Origin of the sequence: Rothia sp. HMSC071F11 (assembly GCF_001809115.1) — a bacterium.
GTDB classification, from domain to species: domain Bacteria; phylum Actinomycetota; class Actinomycetes; order Actinomycetales; family Micrococcaceae; genus Rothia; species Rothia dentocariosa.
The window spans coordinates 15,845-42,299 of record NZ_KV795741.1; the positions used below are offsets into that span (position 1 = coordinate 15,845).

General features: G+C 56.4%; 24 protein-coding genes and 1 tRNA gene. 18 read left to right on the forward strand and 7 right to left on the reverse strand.

Features of this window, described 5'->3' with window-relative positions; translation table 11 throughout:
* Positions 1 to 106: 106 nt before the first annotated feature.
* Both HMPREF2554_RS03100 and HMPREF2554_RS03105 read left to right on the forward strand, forming a co-directional pair.
* Positions 107 to 784: a heme-binding beta-barrel domain-containing protein gene (locus HMPREF2554_RS03100; RefSeq protein ID WP_013397656.1), complete on the forward strand. Its 678-nt coding sequence runs from the start codon at positions 107 to 109 to the stop codon at positions 782 to 784.
* Between the two features lie 110 nt (positions 785 to 894).
* Positions 895 to 2,103 carry a CAF17-like 4Fe-4S cluster assembly/insertion protein YgfZ gene (locus HMPREF2554_RS03105; protein WP_013397655.1) on the forward strand — a complete coding sequence of 403 codons (1,209 nt, stop codon included), beginning with the start codon at positions 895 to 897 and terminating at the stop codon, positions 2,101 to 2,103.
* A 99-nt stretch (positions 2,104 to 2,202) separates the two neighbouring features.
* Here the strand turns inward: HMPREF2554_RS03105 and HMPREF2554_RS03110 are convergent, their stop codons facing one another.
* Positions 2,203 to 3,234, reverse strand: a complete 1,032-nt coding sequence (locus HMPREF2554_RS03110) for a 6-phosphofructokinase (RefSeq protein WP_013397654.1) — start codon at positions 3,232 to 3,234, stop codon at positions 2,203 to 2,205.
* A gap of 549 nt (positions 3,235 to 3,783) precedes the next feature.
* The gene (locus tag HMPREF2554_RS03115) at positions 3,784 to 4,983 is read right to left on the reverse strand and encodes a pyridoxal phosphate-dependent aminotransferase (RefSeq protein ID WP_070553991.1); all 1,200 of its coding nucleotides are present in this window, start codon (positions 4,981 to 4,983) and stop codon (positions 3,784 to 3,786) included.
* Between the two features lie 386 nt (positions 4,984 to 5,369).
* Between HMPREF2554_RS03115 and HMPREF2554_RS03120 the strand changes: the two genes are divergently transcribed.
* The 13 genes from HMPREF2554_RS03120 (at position 5,370) to HMPREF2554_RS03180 (ending at position 18,116) form a co-directional block, all read left to right on the forward strand.
* A tRNA-Trp gene (locus HMPREF2554_RS03120) sits at positions 5,370 to 5,442 on the forward strand.
* A gap of 69 nt (positions 5,443 to 5,511) precedes the next feature.
* Positions 5,512 to 5,793 carry a preprotein translocase subunit SecE gene (gene secE, locus HMPREF2554_RS03125; RefSeq protein WP_004005336.1) on the forward strand — a complete coding sequence of 94 codons (282 nt, stop codon included), beginning with the start codon at positions 5,512 to 5,514 and terminating at the stop codon, positions 5,791 to 5,793.
* Positions 5,794 to 5,885: 92 nt separating this feature from the next.
* Positions 5,886 to 6,614, forward strand: coding sequence for a transcription termination/antitermination protein NusG (gene nusG / locus HMPREF2554_RS03130; RefSeq protein ID WP_037231160.1), 729 nt, complete (start codon positions 5,886 to 5,888; stop codon positions 6,612 to 6,614).
* A 234-nt stretch (positions 6,615 to 6,848) separates the two neighbouring features.
* Positions 6,849 to 7,394, forward strand: coding sequence for a peptidoglycan recognition protein family protein (locus HMPREF2554_RS03135; protein WP_004005334.1), 546 nt, complete (start codon positions 6,849 to 6,851; stop codon positions 7,392 to 7,394).
* A gap of 397 nt (positions 7,395 to 7,791) precedes the next feature.
* On the forward strand, positions 7,792 to 8,220 hold the full coding sequence (rplK, locus tag HMPREF2554_RS03140; protein ID WP_004005333.1) for a 50S ribosomal protein L11: 429 nt from the start codon (positions 7,792 to 7,794) through the stop codon (positions 8,218 to 8,220).
* Between the two features lie 122 nt (positions 8,221 to 8,342).
* A complete protein-coding gene (gene rplA, locus HMPREF2554_RS03145) occupies positions 8,343 to 9,047 on the forward strand; it encodes a 50S ribosomal protein L1 (protein WP_070522381.1) in 705 nt (234 codons plus the stop codon).
* A gap of 358 nt (positions 9,048 to 9,405) precedes the next feature.
* The gene (gene tehA, locus HMPREF2554_RS03150) at positions 9,406 to 10,389 is read left to right on the forward strand and encodes a dicarboxylate transporter/tellurite-resistance protein TehA (protein ID WP_070553994.1); all 984 of its coding nucleotides are present in this window, start codon (positions 9,406 to 9,408) and stop codon (positions 10,387 to 10,389) included.
* An 81-nt stretch (positions 10,390 to 10,470) separates the two neighbouring features.
* Positions 10,471 to 11,598, forward strand: coding sequence for an ABC transporter ATP-binding protein (locus tag HMPREF2554_RS03155; protein WP_070553997.1), 1,128 nt, complete (start codon positions 10,471 to 10,473; stop codon positions 11,596 to 11,598).
* Positions 11,599 to 12,036: 438 nt separating this feature from the next.
* Complete coding sequence (rplJ, locus tag HMPREF2554_RS03160) at positions 12,037 to 12,567, forward strand: 50S ribosomal protein L10 (RefSeq protein ID WP_004005327.1); 531 nt, start codon at positions 12,037 to 12,039, stop codon at positions 12,565 to 12,567.
* A gap of 116 nt (positions 12,568 to 12,683) precedes the next feature.
* Positions 12,684 to 13,061 (forward strand): 50S ribosomal protein L7/L12, encoded by a 378-nt coding sequence (gene rplL, locus HMPREF2554_RS03165; RefSeq protein WP_004005325.1) that lies wholly within the window; start codon positions 12,684 to 12,686, stop codon positions 13,059 to 13,061.
* Positions 13,062 to 13,381: 320 nt separating this feature from the next.
* On the forward strand, positions 13,382 to 14,917 hold the full coding sequence (locus tag HMPREF2554_RS03170; RefSeq protein WP_070553999.1) for a glycoside hydrolase family 32 protein: 1,536 nt from the start codon (positions 13,382 to 13,384) through the stop codon (positions 14,915 to 14,917).
* A 189-nt stretch (positions 14,918 to 15,106) separates the two neighbouring features.
* Positions 15,107 to 17,104, forward strand: coding sequence for a sucrose-specific PTS transporter subunit IIBC (locus HMPREF2554_RS03175; RefSeq protein WP_070554001.1), 1,998 nt, complete (start codon positions 15,107 to 15,109; stop codon positions 17,102 to 17,104).
* A gap of 304 nt (positions 17,105 to 17,408) precedes the next feature.
* A complete protein-coding gene (locus HMPREF2554_RS03180) occupies positions 17,409 to 18,116 on the forward strand; it encodes a GNAT family N-acetyltransferase (RefSeq protein WP_070449071.1) in 708 nt (235 codons plus the stop codon).
* 161 nt (positions 18,117 to 18,277) lie between these two features.
* Here the strand turns inward: HMPREF2554_RS03180 and HMPREF2554_RS03185 are convergent, their stop codons facing one another.
* From HMPREF2554_RS03185 to moaA, 5 genes are all read right to left on the reverse strand, one after another.
* Positions 18,278 to 19,300 carry a LacI family DNA-binding transcriptional regulator gene (locus HMPREF2554_RS03185; protein ID WP_070554003.1) on the reverse strand — a complete coding sequence of 341 codons (1,023 nt, stop codon included), beginning with the start codon at positions 19,298 to 19,300 and terminating at the stop codon, positions 18,278 to 18,280.
* 176 nt (positions 19,301 to 19,476) lie between these two features.
* Positions 19,477 to 20,745 (reverse strand): molybdopterin molybdotransferase MoeA, encoded by a 1,269-nt coding sequence (locus HMPREF2554_RS03190; RefSeq protein WP_070554004.1) that lies wholly within the window; start codon positions 20,743 to 20,745, stop codon positions 19,477 to 19,479.
* 27 nt (positions 20,746 to 20,772) lie between these two features.
* Positions 20,773 to 21,462 (reverse strand): molybdenum cofactor guanylyltransferase, encoded by a 690-nt coding sequence (locus HMPREF2554_RS03195; protein ID WP_246825989.1) that lies wholly within the window; start codon positions 21,460 to 21,462, stop codon positions 20,773 to 20,775.
* A 105-nt stretch (positions 21,463 to 21,567) separates the two neighbouring features.
* The gene (locus HMPREF2554_RS03200; RefSeq protein ID WP_070554006.1) at positions 21,568 to 21,834 is read right to left on the reverse strand and encodes a MoaD/ThiS family protein; all 267 of its coding nucleotides are present in this window, start codon (positions 21,832 to 21,834) and stop codon (positions 21,568 to 21,570) included.
* 3 nt (positions 21,835 to 21,837) lie between these two features.
* Complete coding sequence (gene moaA, locus HMPREF2554_RS03205; protein WP_070554008.1) at positions 21,838 to 23,061, reverse strand: GTP 3',8-cyclase MoaA; 1,224 nt, start codon at positions 23,059 to 23,061, stop codon at positions 21,838 to 21,840.
* Positions 23,062 to 23,242: 181 nt separating this feature from the next.
* On the opposite strand from moaA, the gene modA reads away from it, so the two are divergent.
* The 3 genes from modA to HMPREF2554_RS03220 all read left to right on the forward strand — a co-directional run bounded on the left by modA (position 23,243) and on the right by HMPREF2554_RS03220 (position 26,419).
* On the forward strand, positions 23,243 to 24,064 hold the full coding sequence (modA, locus tag HMPREF2554_RS03210; RefSeq protein WP_070554010.1) for a molybdate ABC transporter substrate-binding protein: 822 nt from the start codon (positions 23,243 to 23,245) through the stop codon (positions 24,062 to 24,064).
* Positions 24,065 to 24,142: 78 nt separating this feature from the next.
* On the forward strand, positions 24,143 to 25,009 hold the full coding sequence (locus tag HMPREF2554_RS03215; RefSeq protein WP_048754775.1) for a molybdate ABC transporter permease subunit: 867 nt from the start codon (positions 24,143 to 24,145) through the stop codon (positions 25,007 to 25,009).
* Between the two features lie 30 nt (positions 25,010 to 25,039).
* On the forward strand, positions 25,040 to 26,419 hold the full coding sequence (locus HMPREF2554_RS03220; protein ID WP_070554012.1) for a molybdopterin molybdotransferase MoeA: 1,380 nt from the start codon (positions 25,040 to 25,042) through the stop codon (positions 26,417 to 26,419).
* The last annotated feature ends 36 nt before the right edge of the window (positions 26,420 to 26,455 follow it).

Sequence of the window (26,455 nt, forward strand, 5' to 3'; positions counted from 1 at the left end):
GACAGTGCCGGGGGCTTTTGCATGCCCGGCTCTCGTGCATCCCAGCCTATGGCGAAATAGCCCACGTTTTGAACTGCTGACCGCAGAAAACGCCTAGAATAGGGGAATGGCAATTGAAATCCCAACCAACCTAACCCCTGAGCTCGTTCCCTTCGCGTGGCTTCTGGGTACCTGGGAAGGTACCGGAACCATGTGGTATGAAGGGCAAGAAAATACTCCCTTCGGGCAGATTATTAACTTCACACAAGACGGTCTGCCCTACCTGGAATACCGCGCCGAGTCTTTCCTGCTCGACGATAACGGACAAAAGCTGCGCCCTATCACCATCGAAACCGGCTTCTGGCAGATCGACCGTCCCCTCACGGATGCCGACGGCGGCTTTGGGCTGGTTCCCAAAGATATCGTCCCCGCTTTTGCCGATGCGGAATCGGTTGAAACTCTGCGCAACGAAGACGACGGATTCAATCTGATCGCCACCATCGCGCACCCCGGTGGCATCAGCGAGAACTACGTAGGCATGATTAAGGGCCCGGTTGTGCGCATGCAGACCGGTAACCTGCTGCGCGACGAAATCTCGCACGATTACGCCGGATCCGTGCGTCTGTGGGGGCTTGTGAACGGCAACCTCATGTGGGACTGGGAGATCGCCGATCAGGAAGGCAACCTGCACAAGCACGCCTCGGCGGAACTGCGCAAAACCTCATCCATGACCGGCGATTCGTTGGGCACAGGCATGTTCGGTTCCCTCGACGACGGCGCAGAAGAAGGCTCCGCCGAAAACTAGGACTACTCCACGCAGAGTAAAGCCCGCATACCCGCCGTTCCGCTGCGGTATGCGGGCTTTACAGACCGCCAGACCGCCACTCACGATAAAGACAGCACGAGAGGAACATCATGAGCACCGCCGAGAATACCGCCACCGATGCGCCCGAATACACCCCCACACTCAGCCCCCTCATGCAGGTGCACGGTGCCTTCGCCGCAGACGGCCCGGATGCGGGCATCGCGGCGCATTACGGCAACCCCCTCGCCGAACAGCGTTCCTTAGCCCACGACCGTGGAGCCACTACGGGAGAACCCGTAGTCGTGGACCGTTCCTCCCTCGGCGTCGTGAGGGTCTCCGGCCCCGACCGCGCCAGCTGGCTCACCTCCCTTGCATCCCAGATTTTGACCGACATGAACCCGGGGGACAGCCGCGAATTTTTACTACTCTCCCCGCAGGGACGCATCGAATATGCGCCCGCCACCGTCGAGGACGGGCAAGCGCTCTGGCTTATTGTCGAGGGTGCACAGGCGGAGCCGCTGACCGACTACCTGAACCGCATGAAGTTCATGCTCCGCGTCGATATTGAAAACATGAGCGGCGACTATGCCGTCATCGAGACCGCCCGAAACCCGCGCGGAGAACAGGGCGCTATCCATCCGAGCTTTGCGGATGCACTGATATGGCGCGACCCGTGGACGGCACTCGTCGAAGGCGGCTACCACTACAGCGCAACGCCTGATGCGCATCCCGGCATCGACTACGAACGGTACCTGAGCATTATTCCCCGCGAAAAGCTCGCCACCCTCACGGAAGGCGCTCAGCTGGCGGGCGTCTGGGCGGCGGAGGCACTGCGCATCGAAGCCTGGCGCCCGCGCGCAGGCACCGAGATCGACAATAAGACCATTCCGCAAGAGCTGGACTACACCCGCACTGCCGTGCACTTCGAGAAGGGATGTTACAAAGGACAAGAAACCGTCGCGCGTGTGCACAACCTGGGGCATCCGCCGCGCCGCCTGGTCTTTCTCGACCTTGACGGCTCTGAGCACACCCTACCCGCAGCGGGCAGCGAACTCTTCGTAGAGGGTAAACCCCGTGCAGTGGGGCGCATAACCTCGGTGGCGCTGCATCATGAGGCGGGTCCCATAGCGCTCGCCGTCATCAAGCGGGCCGTGGACCCTGCGGCACCTCTGCGTGCGGTAGATACCAGTGAGGCTTCAACCGATGAAGCCCCAGCTCCTGCGACCGAATATGCCGCAGCACAGACCCTCATCGTCTCTCCCGAGGCTGGCGAAATCGCCCGCAAATCCCTTGCGGGACAAGACTTCCTCAAGCGTTAACGAACCTTCAAGCGTATAAAACACGGGTGCCCGGTCAGAAATGTTCTGATCGGGCACCCGCTGCGTTCTGTCTGTGCTAGGAGAGCTGTCACCGAGCCCTTAGCGGCCGAAGAGAACTGCAGCCTCGTCCCAGCGCTCTCGCGGTACCGACTTGAGGCCGTCCAGAGCCTCTTCAAGAGGTACGTACTTGATTTCGGTGCCCTGAACCGAGACCATCATGCCCCACTTCTTTTCGTGCACCATATCGACGGCGCCCATACCCAGACGGGTCGCCAGCACGCGGTCGTAGCCGGTGGGTGCGCCGCCGCGCTGAATATGGCCCAGAATAGTGTTGCGGGTTTCGATTCCGGTGCGTTCCTCAATCTCCTGGGTGAGGTATTCACCGATACCGCCTAGGCGGGGGCGACCGTCCTTTTCCGTGCCCTTATTCGCCAGAACCTCGTCAAAGCCTTCGGGAATAAAGCCCTCGGCAACCACGACAAGCGGGGAACGGCCACGATCGTGTACTTCTTTCACCCAGTGGCAGATTTCGTCCATTGAAACCTTGACTTCGGGAATCAGAATAGCGTGCGCGCCCGCAGCCATGCCGGAGTGCAGCGCGATCCAACCTACGTGGCGGCCCATCACTTCGGCGACCATGCAGCGGTGATGCGATTCGCCGGTAGTGCGGATGCGGTCCATAGCCTCGGTCGCAATAGAAACAGCGGTGTCAAAACCGAAAGTGTAGTCGGTGGCGCGCAGATCGTTATCAATGGTCTTGGGCACACCGACGACGGGCAAACCCGCATCCGCCAGACGTTTGGCGCCGGCGAGAGTGCCTTCACCGCCGATGGCGATAATGGCGTCAATCCCGTGGCGTTCCATCATAATTTCGATGTTTTCGGGTCCGCCGTTAGGTCCATCAAAGGGGTTGGTGCGCGAGGTGCCGATAATAGTGCCGCCGCGGGACGCCAAACCGCGTACCTTCTGCCGCGGAAGGTCCATGAAATCGCCTTCGACTACGCCACGCCACCCGTCACGAAAACCGACGAATTCGTAGCCGTACTTTTTGACACCGTTGAGAACTGCGCCGCGGATAACGGCGTTGAGACCGGGGCAATCGCCTCCGGAGGTAAGCAGACCGATTTTCATGATGGCTCCTTATGTCTGCGCGTGTTGGGTGTTCTGCGCGTGGGTAAAAATATGGTCTCCGCCAGCGTCGTGCAGTGGATGCGCGAGCTCGGGAGACCATCCTCTTAGATACTATTTTAGCCGCGTTTGGGTTATGTGGGTAGCTGTGGAATTACTTGTGTTTTGCCACGAAACGGCATTAAAGTTCAGGTTTTAAATACTCAAAGCGCGGAAAAGCATCTTATCGGAAGAGAACTGTAGACGAGTTGGTATTTCAAGGCTGCCGAGAGAGTGTGTGGTATCTGGGGTGTAACCCAGAAAAGCAAGACTTTAGGCAAGAAAGCCGTTTCTCTGTTCGCTCCATGGGATAACCAAAGCTCGGGTAATAATCGCGATCATGAGAGAACGTTCAGTAAAAACCTTGAGCTCCTCACTCCGAACCTACAAAGCATATGCGAGGCACCCGCCGGACTTTGCGTACAAGTCAGAACGGGTGCCTCTGCATGAGATGTATGCGGTGCGATCAGAAGTGCTTAACTACTCTCTTGAGGACCGCAAAAACGCCTAGGTTTAGCGTGCGGAACCGAGTAGCTTCTGCAGACGAGAGATACCCTCCATTAGGTCTTCATCGCTCAGTGCGTAGGAGAGGCGCAGATAACCGCTAGGACCGAAAGCCTCACCGGGAACCACCGCAACCTCCGCCTCTTCGAGGATGAGCTCGGCGAGCTCGGCAGAAGTCTGGGGGCGTTTACCCGCAATTTCTTTGCCAAGAAGCCCGCGCACATCCGGGTAGGCGTAGAAGGCACCCTTCGGGCTGGGGCAATGAACCCCGTCGATAGCGTTTAGTCCGTCTACAATTTTGGTGCGGCGGCGGTTGAACGCGGCATGCATTTCCTCAACGTCATTCTGCGATCCGGTGAGAGCCTTTAGAGCCGCACGTTGCGCGATATTGTTCACGTTCGAGGTCAGATGTGACTGAAGGTTAGAAGCCGCCTTGACCACATCTTCGGGCCCGATAAGCCAGCCCACGCGCCAACCGGTCATAGCGTAGGTTTTCGCCACGCCGTTGAGAATAACGCAGGTATCGGCAAGTTCGGGAACAACCTTGAGTATAGAAACGGAATCAATGCCGTCGTAGGTCAGGTGTTCGTAAATTTCATCGGTTAGCACAAAGACGCCTTTTTCAAGCGCCCACTGCCCGATCGCACGAGTTTCCTCCTCGGTGTACACCGCGCCGGTGGGGTTAGAAGGCGAGACAAAGATGAGCGCTTTCGTCGCTGGGGTGTATGCCGCCTCCAGTTGCTCGACGGTGACCTTATAGTCCTGGTCGCTTCCGGCAAAAACCTCGATTGGGTTGCCGCCCGCCAAACGGATGCACTCGGGGTAGGTTGTCCAGTACGGGGCGGGGAGCAGAACATCGTCGCCGTCATCGATCACGGTAGCGAAGGCTTCATAGACCGCTTGCTTACCACCGTTTGTAATAAGTACTTGAGAAGGATCGACCTTAACGCCGGAATCGCGCAGGGTTTTATTCGCGATAGCCTGTTTGAGTTCGGGCAGACCCGAGGCGGGGGAGTAGCGGAAGTTTTTAGGATCATTGAGGGCTTCGCGGGCAGCATCAACAATATGTGCGGGCGTAGGAAAATCGGGCTCACCGGCACCGAAACCAATTACGGGACGTCCGGCTGCCTTGAGTGCTTTAGCTTTGGAATCGACGATAAGGGTTGCTGAGGGTGCGATTGCGCCGATACGGCTGGATATGCGCGCCATATGTGAATGTACTCGCTTTCATAGTTATTCCGCCGTGCGCCTTCGAGAGGGCTCTACGCGGCAGGCGGAATCGTGAAGTATCTCTCCTAAAGTGAAACTCGGCGGTGCGTGTGTGAAGCACGTCGAGCCCTTCTTATAAGCATAGAGAACATTGAGGGGGTGGAGAAAGTGTATGTGCAAGATTTTTTAAGTGCGAAGCCCGAAAAGCACAAAATATTGCCTCCAATACTGTGTAGAAAGTTGCCAAAGACGCGAGGCTTAGGATAGAGTTATCTCAGCACCCCATGAGGGTGTTTTAGTTTGCCTCCTCGTGGGCCCACGGCTACGAGGCATTCGAGGATGTAAACACGTGGAGTAATCCACGACCGACGAAGTTTATGCTTCGAAGGGCGGTGGCTCAATTGGTAGAGCAGCGGTCTCCAAAACCGCAGGTTGCAGGTTCGAGTCCTGTCCGCCCTGCTAGTGCCTCGATGAAGTGTTCTGGCATCGTATAGGATGCGCAACTAGACGTAGAAAGGGGCAGCGAAAATGGCTAAAACTGCCACTGTGAAGACCACAGATACAGATATTTCTGATGACGTTCAACCTGGCGTCTTTGGTCGTATGTTCCGTTTCCTCCGCGAAGTTATCTCGGAGTTGAAAAAGGTTACCACCCCCACTCGCAAAGAACTCGCTATTTACTTCTTTGGCGTTCTCTTCTTTGTCGTTTTCATGATTTTGTTCATTTCGGGGCTTGACTGGGTTTTCGGTCAGGGATCCTTCTGGGTATTCGGTAACGGAACTCTGTCACCTAATCAAGGCGGGCGATAGTCTTCATAAGGCGCATCCGCGCTTATACCCGTACTATTTATTGAGCCCCCGGTGTGGGGTTAGATTCACGATGTAAAGAAAGTAGGAGCGACGTGTCCGAGCAGGAACAGGTACCCGAACTTGAAGAGACTGAGTCAGTCGAGGCTGCGGTTGATACCGAGTCTGTTGAGGCAGAAACCGCCGATGCGCCCGTCGCTGCCGAGAACGCACCCGATGAGAGCACTGTAAGCCCTCTCGAAGAGTTCAAAGCGAAGCTGCGCCGCCAGATCGGTGACTGGTACGTGGTGCACACCTACTCGGGTTACGAGAACAAGGTGAAAACCGGTATCGAGACCCGCATCCAGAACCTTGAGGCCGAGGACGAAATTTTCGAGGTTCAGGTTCCGATGGAGACCGTCGTCGAGTACAAGAACACGGTCAAGAAGACTATTCGCCGTGTGCGTGTTCCCGGTTATGTGCTGGTGCGTATGGATCTGACCGACCACTCGTGGGGCGTGGTGCGCCACACTCCCGGCGTAACCGGTTTCGTAGGTCAGGATGCATACAACCCGGTGCCGCTGCGCATGGATGAAGTTTTCGACATGCTCCTGCCCGTGTTCGAGGAAGACCAGCAGAGCAAGGGACTGCCGACCCCGCAGCCCGTGGTGGAATCCGATTACACGGTGGGCGAGAACGTGCGCGTGAAGTCCGGCCCGTTCGAGGGCATGGATGCTACTATCTCCGAGATCAAGCCGGAGTCGCAGCAGGTCGTAACCCTGATCTCGGTCTTCGAGCGCGATACTCCGGTGACCCTGGAATTCAACCAGATCGAAAAGATCTAATCTTTTGTTTTTCACTATATGAAAGGCTCTTTATATTGAATAAAGAGCCTTTCATTATGTTTAAGAGAACTCTAAAAATTTAGGATACTCACCGAATAAACGTTATATATTAGCATGATAAATTCCTTGCATCTGGAAGGGTGAAATGGCAGGGTGGGTAGTGTCTGCCATAGAGAATACTCCCGCCTTGAAAATCGCTTCGCCATGTGAGCGGACAGAGATAAGGAGAAATAGATGAGTTATGAGCTTTTGACGAACCGTAAAACCGAGAATCGTCATAAAAATTACCGCCAGGTCAACGATATTTTCTTCCTTGTTGTTCACTGGTGGGATGATAAAAAAGGACTGTCTTTTGATAGCAATGTGAATTTTTTGTGCAAAAATAACAATAAAGTTTCCGCACACTATGTTTCGGAGGGCGGTCGCGTAGCGCAGATCGCAGAAAACGAGGATGTAGCGCTTCATGCGGGTAACTGGAATATGAACGTTGCCTCAATCGGAGTCGAGAACCGCCCTGAGGCCGACTCCGATGACTTTGCAACCCTTGCCGAACTTATCGTAGATATTGAAACCAAGATTGGACATACGCTCTATATCATCGGACATCGGGATGTCGTTAGTAGGTTATGTCCCGGCGTGTACTATCCCCGCATTCCAGAGCTGATTAATCGTGTAAATACCATCAAATCTCAGCGCGGAAACGCTCCTGCTCCTTTGACCGAAGAACAACGTGCAGATATGCTTTCTCGACTGCAGAACATTAAAAATAACCCTGGGTAGCTGTTATCGTGAGCAGTAGTGGAAGCCCCATTTTTCCACGCTCACCGTGCTTTAGTCGTAACATCATGCTCATAGATACGAAGGTGTACCGTCGTCCGCAAAAACGGTACACCTTCGAGTTCTGTGATAACCAAGAGTTTTCCTGAACCTGCGTGCACTCCAAGCTAACCAGGTCAGGTGCGCACTTCGTCTCTGCATCCTAGAGAGCAAGCCCTCGGCTAAAAGGCTCGTTGCAAGAAAATCCAGTGGATTAAAAGCGGCTTTAACGCTAGAATATTCGTTTGTGTATGCGCATGCTCACGCTTTCATGCGCCCGCACGGGTGACCGCGCCACGGTCACCGTCTGCTGGCGTACGCTCCTGTACGTCAGTTTCCCAGCTAAGAAAAGGACCTAACATTGGCTCCCAAGAAGAAGGTCACCGGCCTTATTAAGCTGCAGATCCAGGCAGGCGCCGCTAACCCGGCTCCGCCCGTCGGCCCGGCACTGGGCTCGCACGGCGTGAACATCATGGAGTTCTGCAAGGCATACAACGCTGCTACCGAATCGCAGCGCGGTAACGTGATCCCCGTTGAAATTACCGTATACGAGGATCGTTCCTTCACCTTTATCACGAAGACCCCTCCGGCTGCTGAGCTTATCAAGAAGGCTGCTGGCGTTGCTAAGGGCTCGGCTGTTCCCCACACCACGAAGGTTGGTTCTATTACCGAGGCTCAGGCACGCGAAATTGCTGAGACCAAGATGCCCGACCTGAATGCGAACGACCTAGACGCCGCAACTAAGATCGTTGCCGGTACCGCTCGTTCCATGGGTATTACCGTCGAGTAATTAAGCCGTTTTCGGCACCGCGGTTTTCCGCATTTTAACTTGTAAATGCCCACGTTTGAGCGTGGGATGTGGCAGAGTCGAGCGCGGCTCACGAGACCACAACTGCATAAGGAGATAAGCAGATGGCAAAGCGCAGCAAGGCGTACAAGGCGGCTGAAGCCAAGATTGAAGAGGGTAAACTCTACACCCCCGCTGAGGCAGTAGCCTTGGCGAAGGAGACTTCCTCCGCTAAAACTGATGCAACCGTTGAGGTGGCTCTGCGCCTCTCGGTTGACCCCCGTAAAGCCGATCAGATGGTTCGCGGCACCGTGAACCTGCCCCACGGCACCGGTAAGACCGCTCGCGTGGTTGTTATCGCAGCTGGCGATAAGGCTGCCGCAGCTGAGGCAGCGGGCGCTGACTTCGTGGGGTCGGACGAACTGATCGCTAAGATCGCTGGCGGCTGGACCGACTTCGATGCGGCAGTTGCAACCCCCGATATGATGGGCAAAGTTGGTCGCCTAGGTAAGGTTCTGGGTCCCCGTAACCTCATGCCGAACCCCAAGACCGGCACCGTGACCATGGACGTTGAGAAGGCTGTTGCAGACATCAAGGGCGGTAAGATCGACTTCCGCGTTGATCGCAACTCGAACCTGCACTTCATTATCGGCAAGGCTTCCTTCTCTGCTCAGCAGCTGGAAGAGAACTTCAACGCCGCTCTGGAAGAGATCAACCGTTTGAAGCCTTCCTCGGCTAAGGGTCGCTACATCTCGAAGGCTACCGTTGCGACCACCTTCGGCCCCGGTATTCCGGTTGATCCCGCATCCGTAGTTTCGGCTGCAGCCTAAGGCTGGGATTCTAGGAAGCCTGTGGGCTTCTCAGACGTGAAAGAACCCGTCGCCCATGCGTATTGCACGCACGGGCGGCGGGTTTTCTTTATTCTGGCACCGTATCCCACAAGATTTGTAGAAGAACCACCCAGCCTAAAGCAGGCTTAGAGGAACACGCTTCCGATCCATATTTCCGCTCCCATGGTATTTCCCAGCGGTTCTGCCGACATATCTATTCTGGATGAAGCCGCCGGGAATAAACGGAGCTTCTTTCCCCTTATGTTTCGTGGCGTTAAAACGCTGACACACGATCTTCGCATCGCTCTCGAAGGGGCGAGCGCCGCCGTATACTGTGCATATACCCCGGGAGGATTACATGAGTACTGCCGCCGCGCATTCCGTACCTTTGGGTACGCCCACCACCACAAAACCGTTCCCTATTCCGACGAGCTATTTTTCGGTAGCGCTGGGAACGAGTGCGCTGGGGTTGTCGTGGCGGTACGGTGCCACCGCAAATTTGGTACCGTCCTGGGTAGGAGAGAGTATACTGGCGCTCGCCTCGGCAACCTGGCTGGCGCTGATCGCGGCGTTTGCCGTCAAACTTATAACCCGTCGCGATGCGCTCCAGAGCGAACTTCGAGACCTCGTGATGTGCTGCTTCTTGGCGCTGGTTCCGGTCACCACCATTGAGGTCGGGATATCCGCGTACCCCTATGCGGCACCGCTCGGATACGCTTTGATTCTTATCGGTGTGCTGGGGCAGCTGGCATTTTCGATGTATCGCACCGCCGGGCTTTGGCGGGGAACGCACACGGTTGCGGCTACAACCCCGGTCATCTACCTACCAACGGTTGCCGCGAACTTTGCCTCCGCGTCCGGGTTAGGGGCGTTGGGGCACCACGACTGGGCGATGCTGTTCTTCGGTATGGGTCTTCTCTCGTGGTTTAGCGTGGAGGCTGCAATCCTGGGCCGCCTGCGCACCGAACCTGCATTGGATCCTGCAGTACGCGGCATTATAGGGGTTCAGCTTGCCCCTCCGTTTGTGGGCGGTAATGCCTATCTGGCAGCTAATGGCGGGCACGTGGACTGGGTTTTCCTAGTGCTCACGGGTTACGGGGTGCTTCAGCTGCTGTTCCTGCTTCGCTTAGTGCCGTGGGTTCTCAAGGCCGGGTACACCATGAGTCTGTGGGGATTCTCCTTCGGATTGGGCGCTATGGCGGGCACCGGAATGCACCTGGTCGCGGTTTCTCAGCTCGTGCAGCTTGGCTGGGCGCTGTGGATTCTTGGCACCGCACTGATCGCGGTGCTTTGGCTCGGGATGCTGATGCTGGCAATACGCGGCAGGCTTTTAGCGCGGTAGCTTCATCGAACACGGATCCTCAGGAACGTGCGGGCTGTAGCGCTGCTTTTCGGGTAGAACGCCGGAGGTCATAATAGAAGCATGACAACTCAAGGTTCAACACCTCAGCCTTCCTCAACGACGACTCACGGGGGGCTTCAGATTCGTGGTGTCGCGAAGAGTTTTGGGGCGGATACTCATGTTCTGCGTGAGATCGACCTTGAGGTGGAGCCGGGCGAGATGGTGTCGCTGGTGGGTGCATCCGGAACCGGTAAATCTACGCTTTTGCGCATTATTGCCGGGCTTGAGGAAGCCAATGCCGGGCGCATTACCTATGCGGGTCAGCCGTTGAGCGCTGGGCAGGTAGGGTTCGTTTTTCAGCATCCGATTCTGTACCCGCATCTGTCGGTTCGTAAGAATATTCTTTTTCCAACTACCCTGCGCGGCTACCGCCAAAAGGTCGATAAAAATTACTATACGGATCTTATGGATGCGCTCCAGATTGGCGAGCTTCAGCACCGCAACCCCCAGGAACTCTCAGGCGGGCAGGCGCAGCGTGTGGGTATTGCGCGCGCCCTCATCCGCAAAGCACCTGTGGTTCTTTTCGATGAGCCGCTGGCGAGTGTTGACGAGGAGCTAAGCGCAAGTATTCGGGCGGATATTGCGCGTCTGCACGCCGAATACAGGTTCACGGGGCTGTACGTGACGCATGATCAGAATGAGGCGCTGCAGCTTGGGCAGCGCGTGGCGGTCATGGATGCCGGGTACCTGGTGCAGGTCGATACCCCCGAGCATCTGTTGGCAAATCCGCACACGCTGCAGGCGGCGCGGTTGACAGCATCGCCAGCTCTGAACGAACTGACTCTCACGGAGGGGCAGCATCTTCCGGAAGGGGCTTCACTCTATGTGCGTGCAACCTCGCTGCGGCGCATGGAGGTCAAAGCTGAGAATCCCGTGGAGAATACGATACCGGTGCAGGTTCAGGGGGTACTCCCGCAGGTGGGCGGTACACTCTACCGTGCTGTAACGCAGGCAGAGGCGACTTTATATGCCGCGTCGCATAACGGTTCGGCGCGAGTTCCTCTGCAAGTTTCCGGTGGGCAGCCCCTCGAATTTTTTGAGCCGGATGCGCTCGCCCTGCCCGTCCTTGCATCGGGGGAACGGGTACAGGTGCAGGTTCCTCCGCATCACTGTTTTATCTTTGCCGACGATATGCGGCACTATCTGTAAAGCACAAGGTTCTAGAACTTCACCGGCCTCATGGGCATAATGAGCTAAAGCAACCAGAACAGGCCTGGCTAGAAAATCGTTTTTATGAACGACAGGCCAAAGAATGATTTTTCGCATAGGTACGCTTTCTGGGAAGGAAGAACTTGCTTTTGCCGATTTAACCTGTCATGATGATTAGACCAAAGACCGCCGGTCTAGAGCTATGTGCTGTGTAAATTTCGGTATCTTACTGTCACGAAATACAGCATAATCTCTGATAAGAGCAGATTTCCTATCGGGAAATCGCCGCCCGCGCAGGTGCCCGATGTGACAGTTGCATCCTATATGGATGCATTTTCATGCTGTCTGCCTCGTACGTCTGCGCGTCGGGGCATTTTTTATTGCCCCAAATACTGCACTTATTCGGCGACCTTACAAGAATCGGAAGAAGGAACTACCATGGCGACTCAGGAAAAGATCGCTGCAGTATCCGAGCTGAAGGAACTCTTCGAAGCCTCGAACGCAGTCATCCTGACCGAATACCGCGGTCTCACGGTGGCACAGCTCAAGGAGCTGCGCCGCGCACTCGGTGCTGAGACCGAATACGCCGTGGTGAAGAACACGCTTGCTGCTATTGCAGCAAAGGAAGTTGGCATCAACTCGTTTGAGGGTCAGCTTCAGGGTCCTTCCGCGCTGGCATTCATCAAGGGTGACCTCGTTGATGCTGCTAAGGGACTGCGTGACTTTGCCAAGGCAAACCCCCAGCTTATCGTGAAGACCGGTTACTACGAGGGTGAAACCCTGACCGAGGACGATGTGAAGCGCTACGCTGACCTCGAATCTCGCGAGGTTCTGCTGTCCAAGGTTGCCGGTGGCGCAAAGGCTGCTATTGCCCGCGTTGCCCAGGCTGTGGATGCACTGCGCGTCAAGCTGGAAGAGCAGGAAGGCGCAGCCCCCGCTGCAGCCGAGGAGGCTTCGGAGGAAGCATAAGCTCCCCGCACCTCACCGCGTGAAAACGCACCAAAACTTCAACCCGCCCGCCCGGGCAGGGTACTAATAAACCAGACCGCGGGCAAGACCCGCACCTGATAGTGAAGGAGCCACACATGGCTAAGCTGTCCATCGAAGAACTCATTGCAGCTTTCAAGGAACTGTCCCTCGTAGAGGTTTCTGAGTTCGTTAAGGCATTTGAGGAAGAGTTCGACGTTACCGCTGCAGCTCCCGTTGCAGTTGTAGCAGGCGGCGCTGGCGGCGGCGACGCTGCTGAAGAGAAGTCCGAATTCGACGTTATCCTCGAATCCGCTGGCGACAAGAAGATCGCCGTGATTAAGGAAGTTCGTGCCCTGACCTCCCTCGGCCTGAAGGAAGCAAAGGACCTCGTTGACGGCGCACCCAAGCCCATCCTCGAAGGTGCTTCCAAGGAAGACGCTGAGAAGGCTAAGGAGCAGCTTGAGGGCGCAGGCGCAACCGTTACCCTCAAGTAATCGATTTCTTTTCGATTCTTATTACGCTGGGCGGCGCATCCACTACGGATGCGCCGCCCAGCGGCTTTTGAATCCTTAAACACGAAACGTGTTGTTCTTACAATACGCAGGAAGGAATCTAACCCCGGAAAAACCTTTAAGCTGTACGCCAGCTGTGGCGATGCTGAGTCTGCCTGTACATCGGACAATAAAAGGCGCATGACCCTAGGGAAGGCGTTCATAGGCTGGTATGATAAACGCTTGAACCCCCACGCAGAGGTATATTGCCAACAGCCGGGGGAGCAGAGCACAGATATCTGAGAGTTGAAAAGATCGAGACCATGAGCCCGAAGAAAACCAAGACCTCAAAGAACGCATCGAAAGCACGCCCCGAACGAGACCTAGCCCTTGAGGCACAAGACGTTCTGGATACCTTCGGCGCTGCTGTTCGATCTGACCGCGACTATCCGGCGCTGCATTTAGCGCCTCCGGTAGGAAGACTGAATGACCCCAACGGGCTGGTCTATGATGGGCACAACTACCACGCCTTCTACCAGTACTCGCCGCTTCACCCTGAACGCAAAGTGTACTGGCGCCACGCCGTGAGCACCAACCTCGTAGACTGGAAAGACGTGGGGATCGCGCTGGTTCCGAATACCCGCTACGACTCCCACGGATGCTACTCGGGCTCGGGTATTCGCGTGAAGGGCGGTTTCGAGTTCTTCTACACGGGCAACGTCAAAGACTCTAAGAATAAGCGTGAAGCTTACCAGATTCTTGCCACCGCAGGTAAAGATGCGAGCCCCGTTCGCCAGCTTCCGCCGCTTATTTCTGGTCCTCACGATGGTTACACGGCTCATTATCGTGACCCTCACGTATTTGAGCGTGACGGAAAATGGTGGATGGTCATCGGCGCGCAGCGCAAAGATAAGACCGGTGCCGTGGTTGTGTACACCTCGAAAGATCGCCGCGACTGGAAATTCAAAGGCGAGCTGGGCATCAAGGCTAAAGAGCTTGAGAAATGCTACATGTTCGAGTGTCCTTCTCTGCTGCAGCTGCGTGACGAAGTCACCGGCGAGATACGGGATGTGCTCATCTTCAGCCCGCAAGGTTTGAAGCCGATGGGGGAGAAGTACCTCAACATCTACCAGAGCGGTTATATTGTAGGTAAGTTCAACCCTAAAACCCTCAAATTCAAGGTAGAAACCCCCTTTACCGAGCTGGATGCAGGCTTCGAATTCTACGCCCCGCAGACTATCTCGGGCACCGGAATCTCAGCGGCTCAGGATGCGCCCCACGACGAAACTGTGATGATCGCCTGGTTCGGCAATGCCGAGCAGGACGACCAGCCGTCCTGGTCGAAGCGCTGGGTGCATATGATGACCTTCCCCCGCGAACTGCATCTGCGCGATGGTAAGCTCTATCAGCATCCTGTGCCTCAGCTTGACGATGCCATGCCGCTTCAGCCAATCGAGCCAGACGAGAAAGGCAAGCTCAAAGAGCTCAAGGACGCGCGCGTCTTCCGTCTGCGCGGCCGCGTGAACGTTGCCGATGAGCGCGTGAAAATCAAGATTAAGGATACGCACGGCGTGGCGCTGAGTATCGTACTGGATCAGGACTTCGTGCAGATGGATCGCGGCGGAACCCGCTACACCGAGGGAGGCAGCCTGCGCCGCCGCACCCTCAAACGTGCTAAGACCCGCCAGTTCGAGCTGCTCGTCGATGGCTCGGCTGCCGAACTCTTCGTGGGCGGTAAGCTTGCGGCTTCGCTGGGTGCAGAGGTATTTAGTGCCCGCACCTTCTTCAAAGGTGAGAAACGCCGCGTTCGCCTGACCGGCGGGAAGGTTCTTTCGCTGGAGTATGCCCGAAAAAACTAGCCCCATTAGGGAGTTTCATAAGTAGAAAAAATATATTGTGCAGGAGCCTGGGATTTCATGGTCCCAGGCTCCTATCTTCAGGTATACTGCATGCTAACATGTCAAGCGATTGACATATCACGAAACGGTGATTTTTCACCGCCTTTAACACAGACAGCACCTCGGGATGCCAATCCAAAGGAGAGTAGCGTGGACCACAAATCAGTGGCAGAGCGCGTGTTGCAGGATGTCGGGGGCGTGGACAACATCCGCGCGGCGGCTCACTGTGCAACTCGTCTGCGCCTGGTCTTGAAGAACCAGGATTCCGTTGATCAAAGTGCTATTGACAATGACGAAGACCTTAAAGGCAGTTTCCTGAATGCCGGACAGTTCCAGATTATTGTGGGCCCCGGCGATGTTAACGAAGTCTTTAAGCATATGGTGGCATTAGGTGCCCCCGAGGTCAGCAAAGATGCTCTGAAATCTATTGCGGCAAATCAGGGAAATATCTTCTCCCGCTTCATTAAAACCATTGCCGATATTTTTATCCCCCTGATCCCGGTGCTGGTCGGCGGCGGTATGCTGATGGCGCTTGATAACGTCCTTCGCGCCAAGAACATCTTTGGGCCGCAGCCCCTGATTGAAATGTACCCCGCCTGGGAAGGCTTCGCGGATATCGTGAACCTGCTTTCGGCGGCGCCTTTCGCTTTCCTGCCCGTGCTTGTGGGATACTCCGCAACTAAGGTCTTTGGAGGCAACCCCTACCTTGGCTTAACGATGGGTGCGGCTATGGTCTCACCCGCGCTGATGAACGGGTATAAGGTTGCGGCATCGCTCGCCCACACTGAGGGCACAGACCCCATGAAGTACTGGGATCTTTTCGGTCTTCAGGTGCAGCAGGCGGGTTACCAGGGAACCGTGCTTCCTATCCTGCTGGTCTCCTTTATCCTTGCGAATATCGAGAAATTCTTCCATAAGATTCTCAAGGGCACAATCGACTTTATTTTCACCCCCACTCTGACCCTGCTCATTACCGGCTTTGTCACCTTCCTGCTGGTGGGACCGCCTATGTTCCAGCTGGGTACTTGGCTGGGCGAAGGCGTGAACTGGCTATACACTGCCGCCGGTCCCATCGGCGGGCTGATCTTTGGTGTGCTCTACGCACCCATCGTAATAACCGGTCTGCACCAGTCCTTCCCGCCCATCGAAACCTCGCTCTGGGCAAGCGGTGGTTCCTTTATTTTCGTGATTGCCTCGATCTCCAATGTTGCCCAAGGCGCAGCAGCGGCAGGTGTCGCGCTGACGACCAAGAACAAGAAAATCAAAGGTGTTGCCTCGGCGTCGGCTCCTTCGGCATTTTTGGGTATTACCGAACCCGCACTTTTCGGTGTGAACCTGGTATTGCGTTGGCCTTTCTATATCGCGATAGCTTCGGCTGGTCTTGGCGGAGCATTATCAGCAATTTTGGGTGTTAAAGCATCGGCCCTTGGATCTGCCGGATACTTGGGTATTCCCTCCGTTAATCCTCAGGTTGGAGCCGGTTGGCTTGGCTTCACTATCTGCTTGCTGATGACGACCGCTCTTGCCTTCGCCGCCTCATACGTCTGGGGCCTGAAGGTGGCACGCGGTGAGGCTTCCTCACCGGATGCTGCCGTACTCACTGCGGACGGTGCTTCTAAGACTGATACCGTCGCGGCGGCAGCTCAGGAGCCCGAGATTGAGGGTGAGAAGACCGAACTCACCACCCACCTGGTGGGGACCGTCGTGCCGCTAGCCGAGGTGAAGGATGCGACCTTCGCATCCGGTGCGCTCGGCGATGGAACCGCCGTGGAACCCACCGAGGGTAAGCTGCTGGCGCCCGCCAACGGTAAGATTACTGTGGCATTTCCCACCGGTCACGCCTACGGCATGCGTACCGAAGACGGGCTGGATCTGCTCATGCACATCGGTATGGATACCGTCGAGCTGGACGGCAAGCACTTTACCCCCAAGGTTGCCAAGGGCGATACCGTCAAACGCGGCGATATTCTCGCCGAGTTCGATATTCCCGCCATCAAGGATGCCGGGTATGTGCTGGTGACCCCGCTGGTCATCACCAACGCGAAGAAACTCACCACCGCCGTACGTGATGCACAGACTTCGGGTGCCTCGGTTGCTGCCGGTGACAACCTGCTTCAGGTTGGCCTCAAAGAGAAAACTTCGGCATAGATTTCACTGAGCGAGACATAAATTTACGCTCAGAGGTGCATAAAGTGCGTGGCACCCCATCATGAAAATCTCTGATGGGGTGCCACGTTTTTCGTTGTGGTGACAATGGTTTCGCAGAATTCCGCGTTACATTGAACGGGGTGTGACGCTGTGCGGAAATGTGTCGTACCTCCTTGTTCTCCTCTGGTGAGTTAGATAACGTTATATATGTCAGTGTTTTCTGCATAAAAATGCAGAGATTGAGAGGGGATGAGAACCCAGCCCAGCCGATAGCCAGTACCCAACCACATGAAAGGTGATCATCATGAATACCACCCCGTACACCGTCCGCCAAGCTCGTCCAGAAGAAATATCGCAGGTTCTTGATACGCTCACCGAGGCGTTCCTGAACGACCCCTATATGTACAAGGTCTTGGGCGAAAAACCGCAGGAAGATAAACTGCGCGCACGTTTTGAAGTCCAGCTCGAAGGCACCTATATGCCTCGCGGATGTGTAGACGTCGCCGTTGATCTCGACGGAAAGATTTTGGGTACTGCCCTGTGGCTTTCCCCCGAAAATCAGCAGACCGATGTCAAACAAGAGCTTCGAGATAACGCGAAGTTCATGAGGATCTTGGGACCGCGTACTATGCGGCATGTGATGGCTGAGAATCGTGAACTGCACAAGTACCGTCCGAAGTTTAAGCACTGGTATCTGCACACGATTGCGGTACGAAAGGCAGCTCAGGGTCTTGGGGTTGGAACGGAGCTCCTGCGCCACGCGATTGACCGTTTTGACGGTACCGCCGCATATTTGGAGGCATCCACCCCGCGCAGCGCCGCTCTGTACGAGCGTCTTGGGTTCATTCCTATGGGCACCTTCGCCTCGGGAGACCCCTATATGGGCATGCTGTACCCCATGAATCTTGAAACCGCTCAGGATGATGAGCACAGCGTATCTGTCCGTGAAGAAGACTCTCATCACGATGAGGGACATTTCATGATGCGGGAGCTCGTCGGCTCCTCCTCATAGAACGTACCCAATTCATCGCCGCGTGTCTTGAGCACTCGCAATTCTGACGTTGCGAGGGTTCAAGACACGTATTTTTATCTGAAGTATTTGAGAGGAAATACCTTAAAGCTTGAGCGGTCGTTTGGGCATATTAGACACGTGATACGGTGTATGCACAACGCTCAATCTCGTGCAGACCGCACCGTGCCGCCCAACCGCAGGGTTACCGGCAGAATATCCTCACCGCCCCTAGCGTCTGCGGGTTCTGCATCTTCCTCGGTCTCGGCTGCGATCGCCTCCGTTAAACGCCGAACGGCACGCTCGGCAAGAGCATCAATCGGCTGCACCACGCTCGCAAGTTCGGGCAGAAGTGTGTGAACCGTATCCGTGCCGTCAAAACCTATAACCTGAAATTCCTCGGGCACTTGCACCCGGCGGCTCTGAGCCCAAGCCAAGGCGAGCGACGCATAGGTATCATTCGATGCGAAAACCGCCTCAACGGGTTGGGCGCCGCGATGCGCATCAAGGTATTCGTACAGCATGTTGCGCTGATGCTCCGCTGACTCGTGAAATCCAAGCTCCAGAAAATCCGGTGATAGCCCAGCAGCGGTAAGCGCATCCGCATAACCTCTCTGCCGCAAATTCTGTTCACTTAGGGTCGAGGTAATGTGCAGTATACGCCGCGCCCCAGTGCCGATCAGATGCTCGGTCGCTTGCCGTGCGCCCGCATAATTATCGGAACGAATATTGGGGTAAGGACCGGTTTCGGGGCGATCGATAGCCACCAGCGGCGCCTGTACTTGAGGAAGCTGCGCGACGGCCTGCGAATGAGAGCCGGTAATAATTCCGTCCACCTGGTGGGCAAAAAGCATATCTAAATAACGGTGCTCAAGCTCTGGCTGCTCATCGCTATTGCACAGAATCACCCGGTAGCCCGCGTTCGCCAAACGCGACTCCAAACGGTACACCATTTCCCCATAAAAAGGATGCGCCACGGTCGGAAAAATAAGCCCGATAATATGCGAACGCCGTTCCTGAAGCGAACGGGCAATGGCATTAGGGCGATAACCTAGCTCGCGGATAGCCGCAAAAACCTTGTCACGAGTCTTCTGGCTTAAATAGCCGCGGTTATTCAACACTCGCGAGACCGTCGTGGGCGAAACCCCAGCACGGGCGGCAACATCGCCGAGTTTGGGCTGTGCCATAGCGCGTCCTTTCGCGTGTCAGATAATCTCCCAACACTATACAGCCTCTCGGATGCACCGAGAGCTCTTTGCGAACCTGTGCCCAGAGTACGGCATATCTTCCCTCATGCGGCAAGTTTTTACTGAACGGCGGGGTACTTAGGTACCCTGGCCTGTACAGCAGAACGATGTGCGGGCTAGAAAACAGGTACGAGAATCGCGTGCGTGCCTGCCCGCTGGCCGGTCGCATCCACGAGAGCGAAGTGGGTCGCCTGAGCCAGTCCTGAAAGCATATGAGAGGCCAGAGCGTCCAGAGGATACGCCTTACCTTCAGAAACCCGCACCGGCATGAGACGATGCTGAGAACGCTTGCGCAGAGGCGGAATATCTGTAGCGAGTTCGGCCCGATCAAGCGCCGGAATCGGCAGACCGCGCAGCCCCGCCAGGATCACGGGAAGATACGAATATAACGCCGTATACGCGGCTAACGGGTTACCGGGAAGACCCAGCACCAAACGCTCTTGTCCCGCATTCATACCCTCAGTGGGCGCGGGAATCTTTGCCGCCAACGCCGGATGCCCCGGTCGCACCCGTACCGACTCGAAAATATACTCGGCACCAATATCGGTAAGCGTCTGCCGTACCATGTCTACCCCGGACGTGCTCGACCCGCCCGTAAAAATCAGGATGCGCGCGGTCGAAGTCGTCACAAAGGTGTGGAATTCTTCGGCAATATCCGCAAGCCGTGCGGAAGGGCGCACCTCGCACCCGGCGGCGGCGAGAGAGACTTCCAGAAAACCTCCGAACGCATCCCGAACCTGACCAGGAGAGGGCATACCAAAGGTAATAACCTCGTTCCCCGTGAAAGCGCACCGCACCGGAACGTTCTTAAGCACGGGAAGCTCGTCAAAACCATTGACTCCCAAGAATGCCGCGCGCTGCGCCGTAATAAGATCGCCGCGAGAGCTTAGAATCGCGCCGGGAGAAAGCTCCGCGCCCGCATACCGGATATCTGTTCCGGGCTTCGGGGCAGTGTAACCCTCCGCCATGTCAAGATAGTGAATTCCCGAACCGAGCGCACCAGCACCCTCGTACCGGTGGGAATGCTCCTCACGCACAATCGCCTCGGTCCCCTCGGGCAGAAGCCCACCCGTGAGAATCGGGGTTGCCTCCCCAGCGGCAATCGGAACCGCCAGACGGTGAACGTTTGTGCGCGCATCCTCGGGGTAATCCGGCGATACGAGACGCCAGGGCGGTGCACCGGCGACCGCATACCCGTCCATCGCCGAAGAACTATAGTGCGGCACAGGCATGCGCGCCGCCAGATCTTCCGCCACATACCTGCCGATGGTCGCCTGCAGGGGGAGAGCCTCGGTGCTCAGCGTTGGGGTGAGCGCGCTCGCGGCGGCGTGAAGCAGTTCGCGTGCTTCATGCCAGGAAACGGCGGGTGGATGGTGGTGAGACATGGAATCCTCTGCTGAAGTTGATGGTTATTAGTAGTCGAGCCAGCGTGGGGTGCTGTAGCCGAGTTCGTGCGCCTGCTCCCAGGTATCGACGTCGGCAGTATGCGCGGGATCGAGCTCGACGGCGACCGGGGCAAGACGCTTCACAAAAGAGCGCACGGAGGCGTTTGTGCTGCCCTCTGCAAAGACTTCGCGTAGGGGTGCGAACCGGTAGATGCCAACGAGCGGTTGGAAGACTCCCTCCGCTACGCCCCAGTACCCCAGAGTTTCGGTCGGTGCGTCTACTGTGTGCGCGAGAAGTTTCTTCACTGCGGGCGCTATCTGCGGGGTATCTACCCCCAAAATAAGGCACCACGCGGGAGGGGCCTTCTCGCGCGCCGCATAGGCTGCCGCGAGTTTTTCGAGTCCGGCATGAAGCGCCGCCGCAGGACCGGAATAGGGAGGGTCTTCGCGCGTATGCAGTGCATCCGATGGCACCGGCAAGGTTTCGGGGCCTACGACTACGCGCAGCTGTGCCTGCCCGGCGGCATCAAGCGCGCGTTCCAAAAGGGTCTGGGAACCATTGGAAAGCCCGGCCTTCGGGGTGTGATTGAGACGCGAAGATTTACCGCCCGCCACAATAATGGCGCAGAACGCGGGAATCTGGGCGGCGCGGGTCACCGAATGCTGGGTTCGTGTACCGTTATCCGGCGCACGTAATGGGTCATGCGGTGTGTGCACAGAGGTGAGACCTTCCGGGATGATAGCAGCAAGGGTAGCGTGGTGCGCATCCTGGCGGAAAACATGAAGCAACCGTCAAAAGCGAACGACACCGTAAGCCTGAGTTTACCCGCCAGCAAAGGGCGGCAGAACGTCTACGCGCGCATTTTCGGGGAGCACAGTATCGAGCTCGGAGCGGGTGCCGTCGATCAGGAACGAGCACTGGTGCATAACCTGTGCGAGCGTCATGCCGGAGGCAGTTTTTCCGGTAAACGCCTCACCCAGTTTTTCGACGAGCGCATGCAGGGTCGGCTCGGCCAGGTCTGTAAGGCTCACCTGTGTCTCGGCAACGCCGGATGCGGCACGTGCGGCAGCGAAGAAATGTATCTGCACGTTTTAACCTCCGATAGCGCTCATGGAGCGGCTTGCTTGAGCGAACTCTTCAATATCGAAATCAGCGTCTTCTTTGCCGTGAGCGCGCGGTTTGAACCACATACCTTCGCGCCACCGCAAGGCGATATCGCGGTCGCTGGCACCCGAACGCAGCAGGTCGAGCAGGTCGGTTTCGGAATCTGAGAAGAGGCAGGAACGGATTTTGCCGTCGGCGGTCAGACGGGTGCGGGTGCACGCCCCGCAGAATGATTCGGTGACCGAGGCGATAATACCCACGCGCCCAAGCGATGCGGTATCTTCGCGCGGGAACCCGGCACTGTCGAGGGCGGTACCCAGCGGGTAGACCTCCCAAAGCTGGGCGGGGGAATCGCCGCGTTTTTCGGCGACTGTGCCCAGAACGAAGTGTTCGGAGAGCATCGTGCGAATCTGTGCCGCCGTAATCGTTCCTTCACGCGTCCATTTGTGATCGGCATCTAGCGGCATCTGCTCGATAAACCGCAGCTGATAGCCGCCGTCAAGCGCCCATTGCAGAAGTTCGGGAGCCTGAGCGTCGTTGATACCGGGCATGAGCACAGCGTTAATTTTGATGGGTTTTAGACCCGCTGCTGCCGCGCCGTCAATACCTTTAAGAACCGACCCCAGCTTATCGCGGCGGGTCAACTCGGCGAAGGTTTCGGGGCAGATGGTATCGAGCGAGACGTTAATACGGCTCAACCCGGCATCGGCGAGCGCCTGCGCACGTTTTTCAAGTCCTATGCCGTTGGTGGTGATCGCCAGCGGAATCGTGGGGTGTTCGCGGTGAATTCGCCCGATAATATCGACGAGGTCTGCGCGCACCAAGGGCTCCCCGCCGGTAAAACGAATTTCTTCGACTCCAAGTTCACGAATGGCGATGTCGGCAAGGCGTGCAATTTCAGCGGATGTCAGCAGATTATTTTTAGGCAGCCACTCCAAACCTTCGGCAGGCATGCAATAAATGCAACGAAGATTACATTTATCAATCAGTGAAATCCGCAAATCGGTGGCGATGCGCCCCCACCTATCTAAGAGCGGACCGCGGTTTGTAATATATGGGGTCTTGCGTGCGGGTTTATGTAAGGGCTTTTGGGCGTCACCAGAATTTTCGGGCGTAACAAAAGCCGTGTTCGCATCCTGCTCAGAAGCTAAGGTGCGTAACACGGGGCCCGCAATAAGCTGTGTCCGGCCTGAACCGGCGGTGTATGCCATGGAATGACCTCAAAGAAAATTCGTATATTAGAGGTGACAATTAGATTATTCCATGTCTGCGGGTATGGGTGATAGTGTGCGTACCTTAAGTTACATCGAGCGCAAACGTACGGCACATTATTATCGCGGCGGGAATGCACGTTATTGTGCGTCATCACACCACCGGAAAGAGACATACACTATGAAAACTTCGTTGAAGGTTGCCAGTGCCAGCGCGGCACTTTTTGCCTCTGTCGCCATGACCGGATGCGGTTCCAACTCCTCTAACACCGATGCGTCTGCCTCTGCTTCTTCGGCAGCATCTGGATCCGTGTCTGGCAAGGTTGAGGTCTATGCGGCTGCTTCCTTGCGCAATGCGGGTACTGAGCTGAAGGAAGCATTCGAGAAGGAAAACCCCGGCGTTGAGATCACCTACTCCTTCGAAGGTTCCTCCAAGCTGGTGCAGAAAATCGAGCAGGGCGCAAGCCCGGATCTCCTGATTACCGCCGACACCCAGAATATGGATAAGGCGGCTAAACTCGACGAATTCAAGGACGCCAAGCGCGAGGTTATCGCCACCAACAAGTTGGTGCTGGTCACCGCCGAGGGTAACCCCGGCAAGATCAATTCGCTGGACGACTTGAAGAACAGCGAAGGCGTTGTCGCCGTATGCAAGGTGAACGTACCCTGCGGTACCCTGGCAGATGAAGAGCTCAAGAAGCATCATATTGAGCTTAAGAACGCGACCACCGAAGGCAACGTGAGCGAGGTGACCACCAAGGTCACTACCGGTAATGCGGATGCTGGCTTCATCTATACGACCGACCTTGCCGCCGCTAAGAAAGACGGCAAAAACCTGGGTTCGGTAGACCTGCCGGATGTTCCCAGGAACGAGTACCCCGCAGCACTGACCACCAAGGGTTCTTCCTCAGATGCTGCGAAGAAGTTTAACGAATGGCTCTCTTCGGATGAAGCCCAGAAGATTCTGGCGAAGTACGACTTCGAGTCTCCTCAGACAAACTAGAATCTTCAGCGCATAACAGCTGTCACGTAACGGTCGCCTCCTGAAAGAACCTTGCGAGATTCCTTGCAGGAGGTGGCTGTGTCGCCGCAGATTCCGAAAGACGTACCCGTGAAAAAACATACCGCTTTCACTGCCGTTCCCCGTTATTTTGCCGTTCCCGCGCTCCTGGGTTTCCTGCTTATTCTGGGCCCGCTTGTGGGTTTGCTGTACAACATCCCCTGGATGCGCCTGCACGACATTATCGACAAAGAAGTTCTCGACGCCGCGCGTCTCTCGCTCACCACTGCCAGTATTTCGACGCTGATTTGCGGGCTTTTAGGCGCCCCCCTAGCGCTGGTGCTCTCTAAAGTTCTCAGCCGCTCTCGCCTGAAAAAATTTGGGGGAGTACTGTACGCGATTATTTATACGCCCGTGATCCTCTCCCCGGTGGTTTCGGGTTTGGGACTGCTCTTCTTCTGGGGACGTAAGGGCATGATCGGTGAACATCTGTACCACTTGGGCATCATAATTCCTTTTACACCCACCGCGGTTATTCTTGCCCAAACTTTCGTGGCTCTGCCTTTCTTCGTGGCGACCGCCGTAACAACCCTGCAGGCTATTCCTGAAGAATATGAGCAGATAGCTCGGGTGGAAGGGGCAAAATCCTCCGAAATCACCTATAGGGTGCTCCTTCCCTTAGCAGCACCGGGAATTGCCACCGCTTTCCTGCTTTCCTTCGCACGTGCGCTCGGCGAATTCGGCGCCACCGTCACCTTCGCGGGTAATGTGCAGGGCAAAACTGAAACTATTCCGCTCGGTATCGAATTGGCGATTGCCGGCGGAAGCATGAGCTCCGCATTGGGTAACGCCCTCATGCTCATAAGCCTGTACGTGTGCATCTTTGGGCTGCTTGGCCTATTTTCCGTGGTGAAGAAACTGCGTGCCAAAGCCTCTTACAATAGCTAGTAGATAATTCATCACCATTTGGGAGTACAGATGCACAAGCCCCAGTTCGATGGCACCCCCACCACCGAAGAGTATCGCGCCTATCTGGCGCTTTTACTGCGTGATACTTTTATCGGTCGCGCCGAAAACCTGCCGCTGGCGCGTGCTACCGACCGCATCCTTGCACAGGATGTGCTGGCCAGGCTCGATGTACCGAGCTTCGATAACTCCCAGATGGATGGTTACGCCCTAACCGCCGAGGGCGCCAGCCGTGAGAACCGCATCTTTACGGTGGGGCGTGAAATTCCGGCGGGGCGGCCGCTGCAGCGTTCGCGCGCATCCGACGATTTAACCTACCCGATTATGACCGGTGCCCCCATTCCTAAGGGATATGTGGCGGTGGTTCCGGTTGAGCATTCTGAGCGCATTGAATATCCCGACTTACCCGAATCCTTCGGGCGTCCCAGCGAAAAAATTAGGCTCCCTCAGGCGCCCAAAGGGCAGTTTATACGTCGACGTGGCGAAGACGTGGTAGCTGGGCAAATCATGGCGCGCTCTGGCGAGCGCGTGACCCCCGCACTGCTGGGTACACTCGCCGCGCAGGGGTATACCCGCGTGACGGTTGCCTGCGGACCGCGTGTACTGGTGTGCACCGGCGGCGACGAGATTCGCCCCACCCTCACCGAAGACGGCGACGATACGGCTACAGAGCTCGCCTATGGCCAGATTTATGATGCTAACGGTCCCATGCTCACCTCAATGTTGGTCGAGGACGGCGCCGTGGTGCGGCGCATCTCGATCGGAGACGATCCGGAGCTTCTGATCGAGCACTTGCGGGAAGAATATGAGACTTTCGCACCGGATATTATTATCACCTCCGGCGGGATCAGCCACGGCAAATACGAGGTAGTGCGCAATGCCATCGCTATGGCACCGTCTTTGGGACTGCCAATTCCGCTTAGTTGGTTCGGACATGTGAGCCAGCAGCCCGGCGGACCGCAGGGCGTGAACGTGCTGGATTTCAACGGGCATCGCCTGCCCATGATTTCTTTCCCTGGCAACCCCGTCAGTACCCTTATTTCCTATGTGCTGATGCTTCGCCCCTACCTGCGTGCGGGCGGACCTTACGGCACCCCGCACGAGGTGGCCTCGCGCATGGCGACTCTCGAAAATGCCCCGCGCGGCGTGCTCGTCATTGATAAACCGCTGACGGCACCGGCCAATAAACGCCAATTTTTGCGCGGTAACCTGGCGATGGTTGAATCCGAACCGGGAACCTATCGGGTGGAGCTATACCCCGATGTTTTGCCCGGATCGCATCTGCTTCATCACGCTGCGACCGCCGATGTTCTCATCGAGCTGGCACCGGGCACCACGTACACTGGGGGAGAAGCGGTGCGGTACCACCGCATCCGGCTTACGGATAACTGAACGTGGCTGAACCCTCACCCCAACACAGATCTTAAG

Coding starts and splice junctions, on each gene's coding strand:
- modA (WP_070554010.1), top strand. CDS start 23,243: ATGAAAACTTCGTTGAAGGTTGCCAGTGCCAGCGCGGCACTTTTTGCC.
- HMPREF2554_RS03190 (WP_070554004.1), bottom strand. CDS start 20,745: ATGTCTCACCACCATCCACCCGCCGTTTCCTGGCATGAAGCACGCGAA.
- HMPREF2554_RS03170 (WP_070553999.1), top strand. CDS start 13,382: ATGAGCCCGAAGAAAACCAAGACCTCAAAGAACGCATCGAAAGCACGC.
- moaA (WP_070554008.1), bottom strand. CDS start 23,061: ATGGCATACACCGCCGGTTCAGGCCGGACACAGCTTATTGCGGGCCCC.
- rplJ (WP_004005327.1), top strand. CDS start 12,037: ATGGCGACTCAGGAAAAGATCGCTGCAGTATCCGAGCTGAAGGAACTC.
- HMPREF2554_RS03115 (WP_070553991.1), bottom strand. CDS start 4,983: ATGGCGCGCATATCCAGCCGTATCGGCGCAATCGCACCCTCAGCAACC.
- HMPREF2554_RS03220 (WP_070554012.1), top strand. CDS start 25,040: ATGCACAAGCCCCAGTTCGATGGCACCCCCACCACCGAAGAGTATCGC.
- HMPREF2554_RS03155 (WP_070553997.1), top strand. CDS start 10,471: ATGACAACTCAAGGTTCAACACCTCAGCCTTCCTCAACGACGACTCAC.
- rplL (WP_004005325.1), top strand. CDS start 12,684: ATGGCTAAGCTGTCCATCGAAGAACTCATTGCAGCTTTCAAGGAACTG.
- rplA (WP_070522381.1), top strand. CDS start 8,343: ATGGCAAAGCGCAGCAAGGCGTACAAGGCGGCTGAAGCCAAGATTGAA.
- HMPREF2554_RS03180 (WP_070449071.1), top strand. CDS start 17,409: ATGAATACCACCCCGTACACCGTCCGCCAAGCTCGTCCAGAAGAAATA.
- secE (WP_004005336.1), top strand. CDS start 5,512: ATGGCTAAAACTGCCACTGTGAAGACCACAGATACAGATATTTCTGAT.
- HMPREF2554_RS03185 (WP_070554003.1), bottom strand. CDS start 19,300: ATGGCACAGCCCAAACTCGGCGATGTTGCCGCCCGTGCTGGGGTTTCG.
- HMPREF2554_RS03100 (WP_013397656.1), top strand. CDS start 107: ATGGCAATTGAAATCCCAACCAACCTAACCCCTGAGCTCGTTCCCTTC.
- HMPREF2554_RS03135 (WP_004005334.1), top strand. CDS start 6,849: ATGAGTTATGAGCTTTTGACGAACCGTAAAACCGAGAATCGTCATAAA.
- HMPREF2554_RS03110 (WP_013397654.1), bottom strand. CDS start 3,234: ATGAAAATCGGTCTGCTTACCTCCGGAGGCGATTGCCCCGGTCTCAAC.
- HMPREF2554_RS03105 (WP_013397655.1), top strand. CDS start 895: ATGAGCACCGCCGAGAATACCGCCACCGATGCGCCCGAATACACCCCC.
- tehA (WP_070553994.1), top strand. CDS start 9,406: ATGAGTACTGCCGCCGCGCATTCCGTACCTTTGGGTACGCCCACCACC.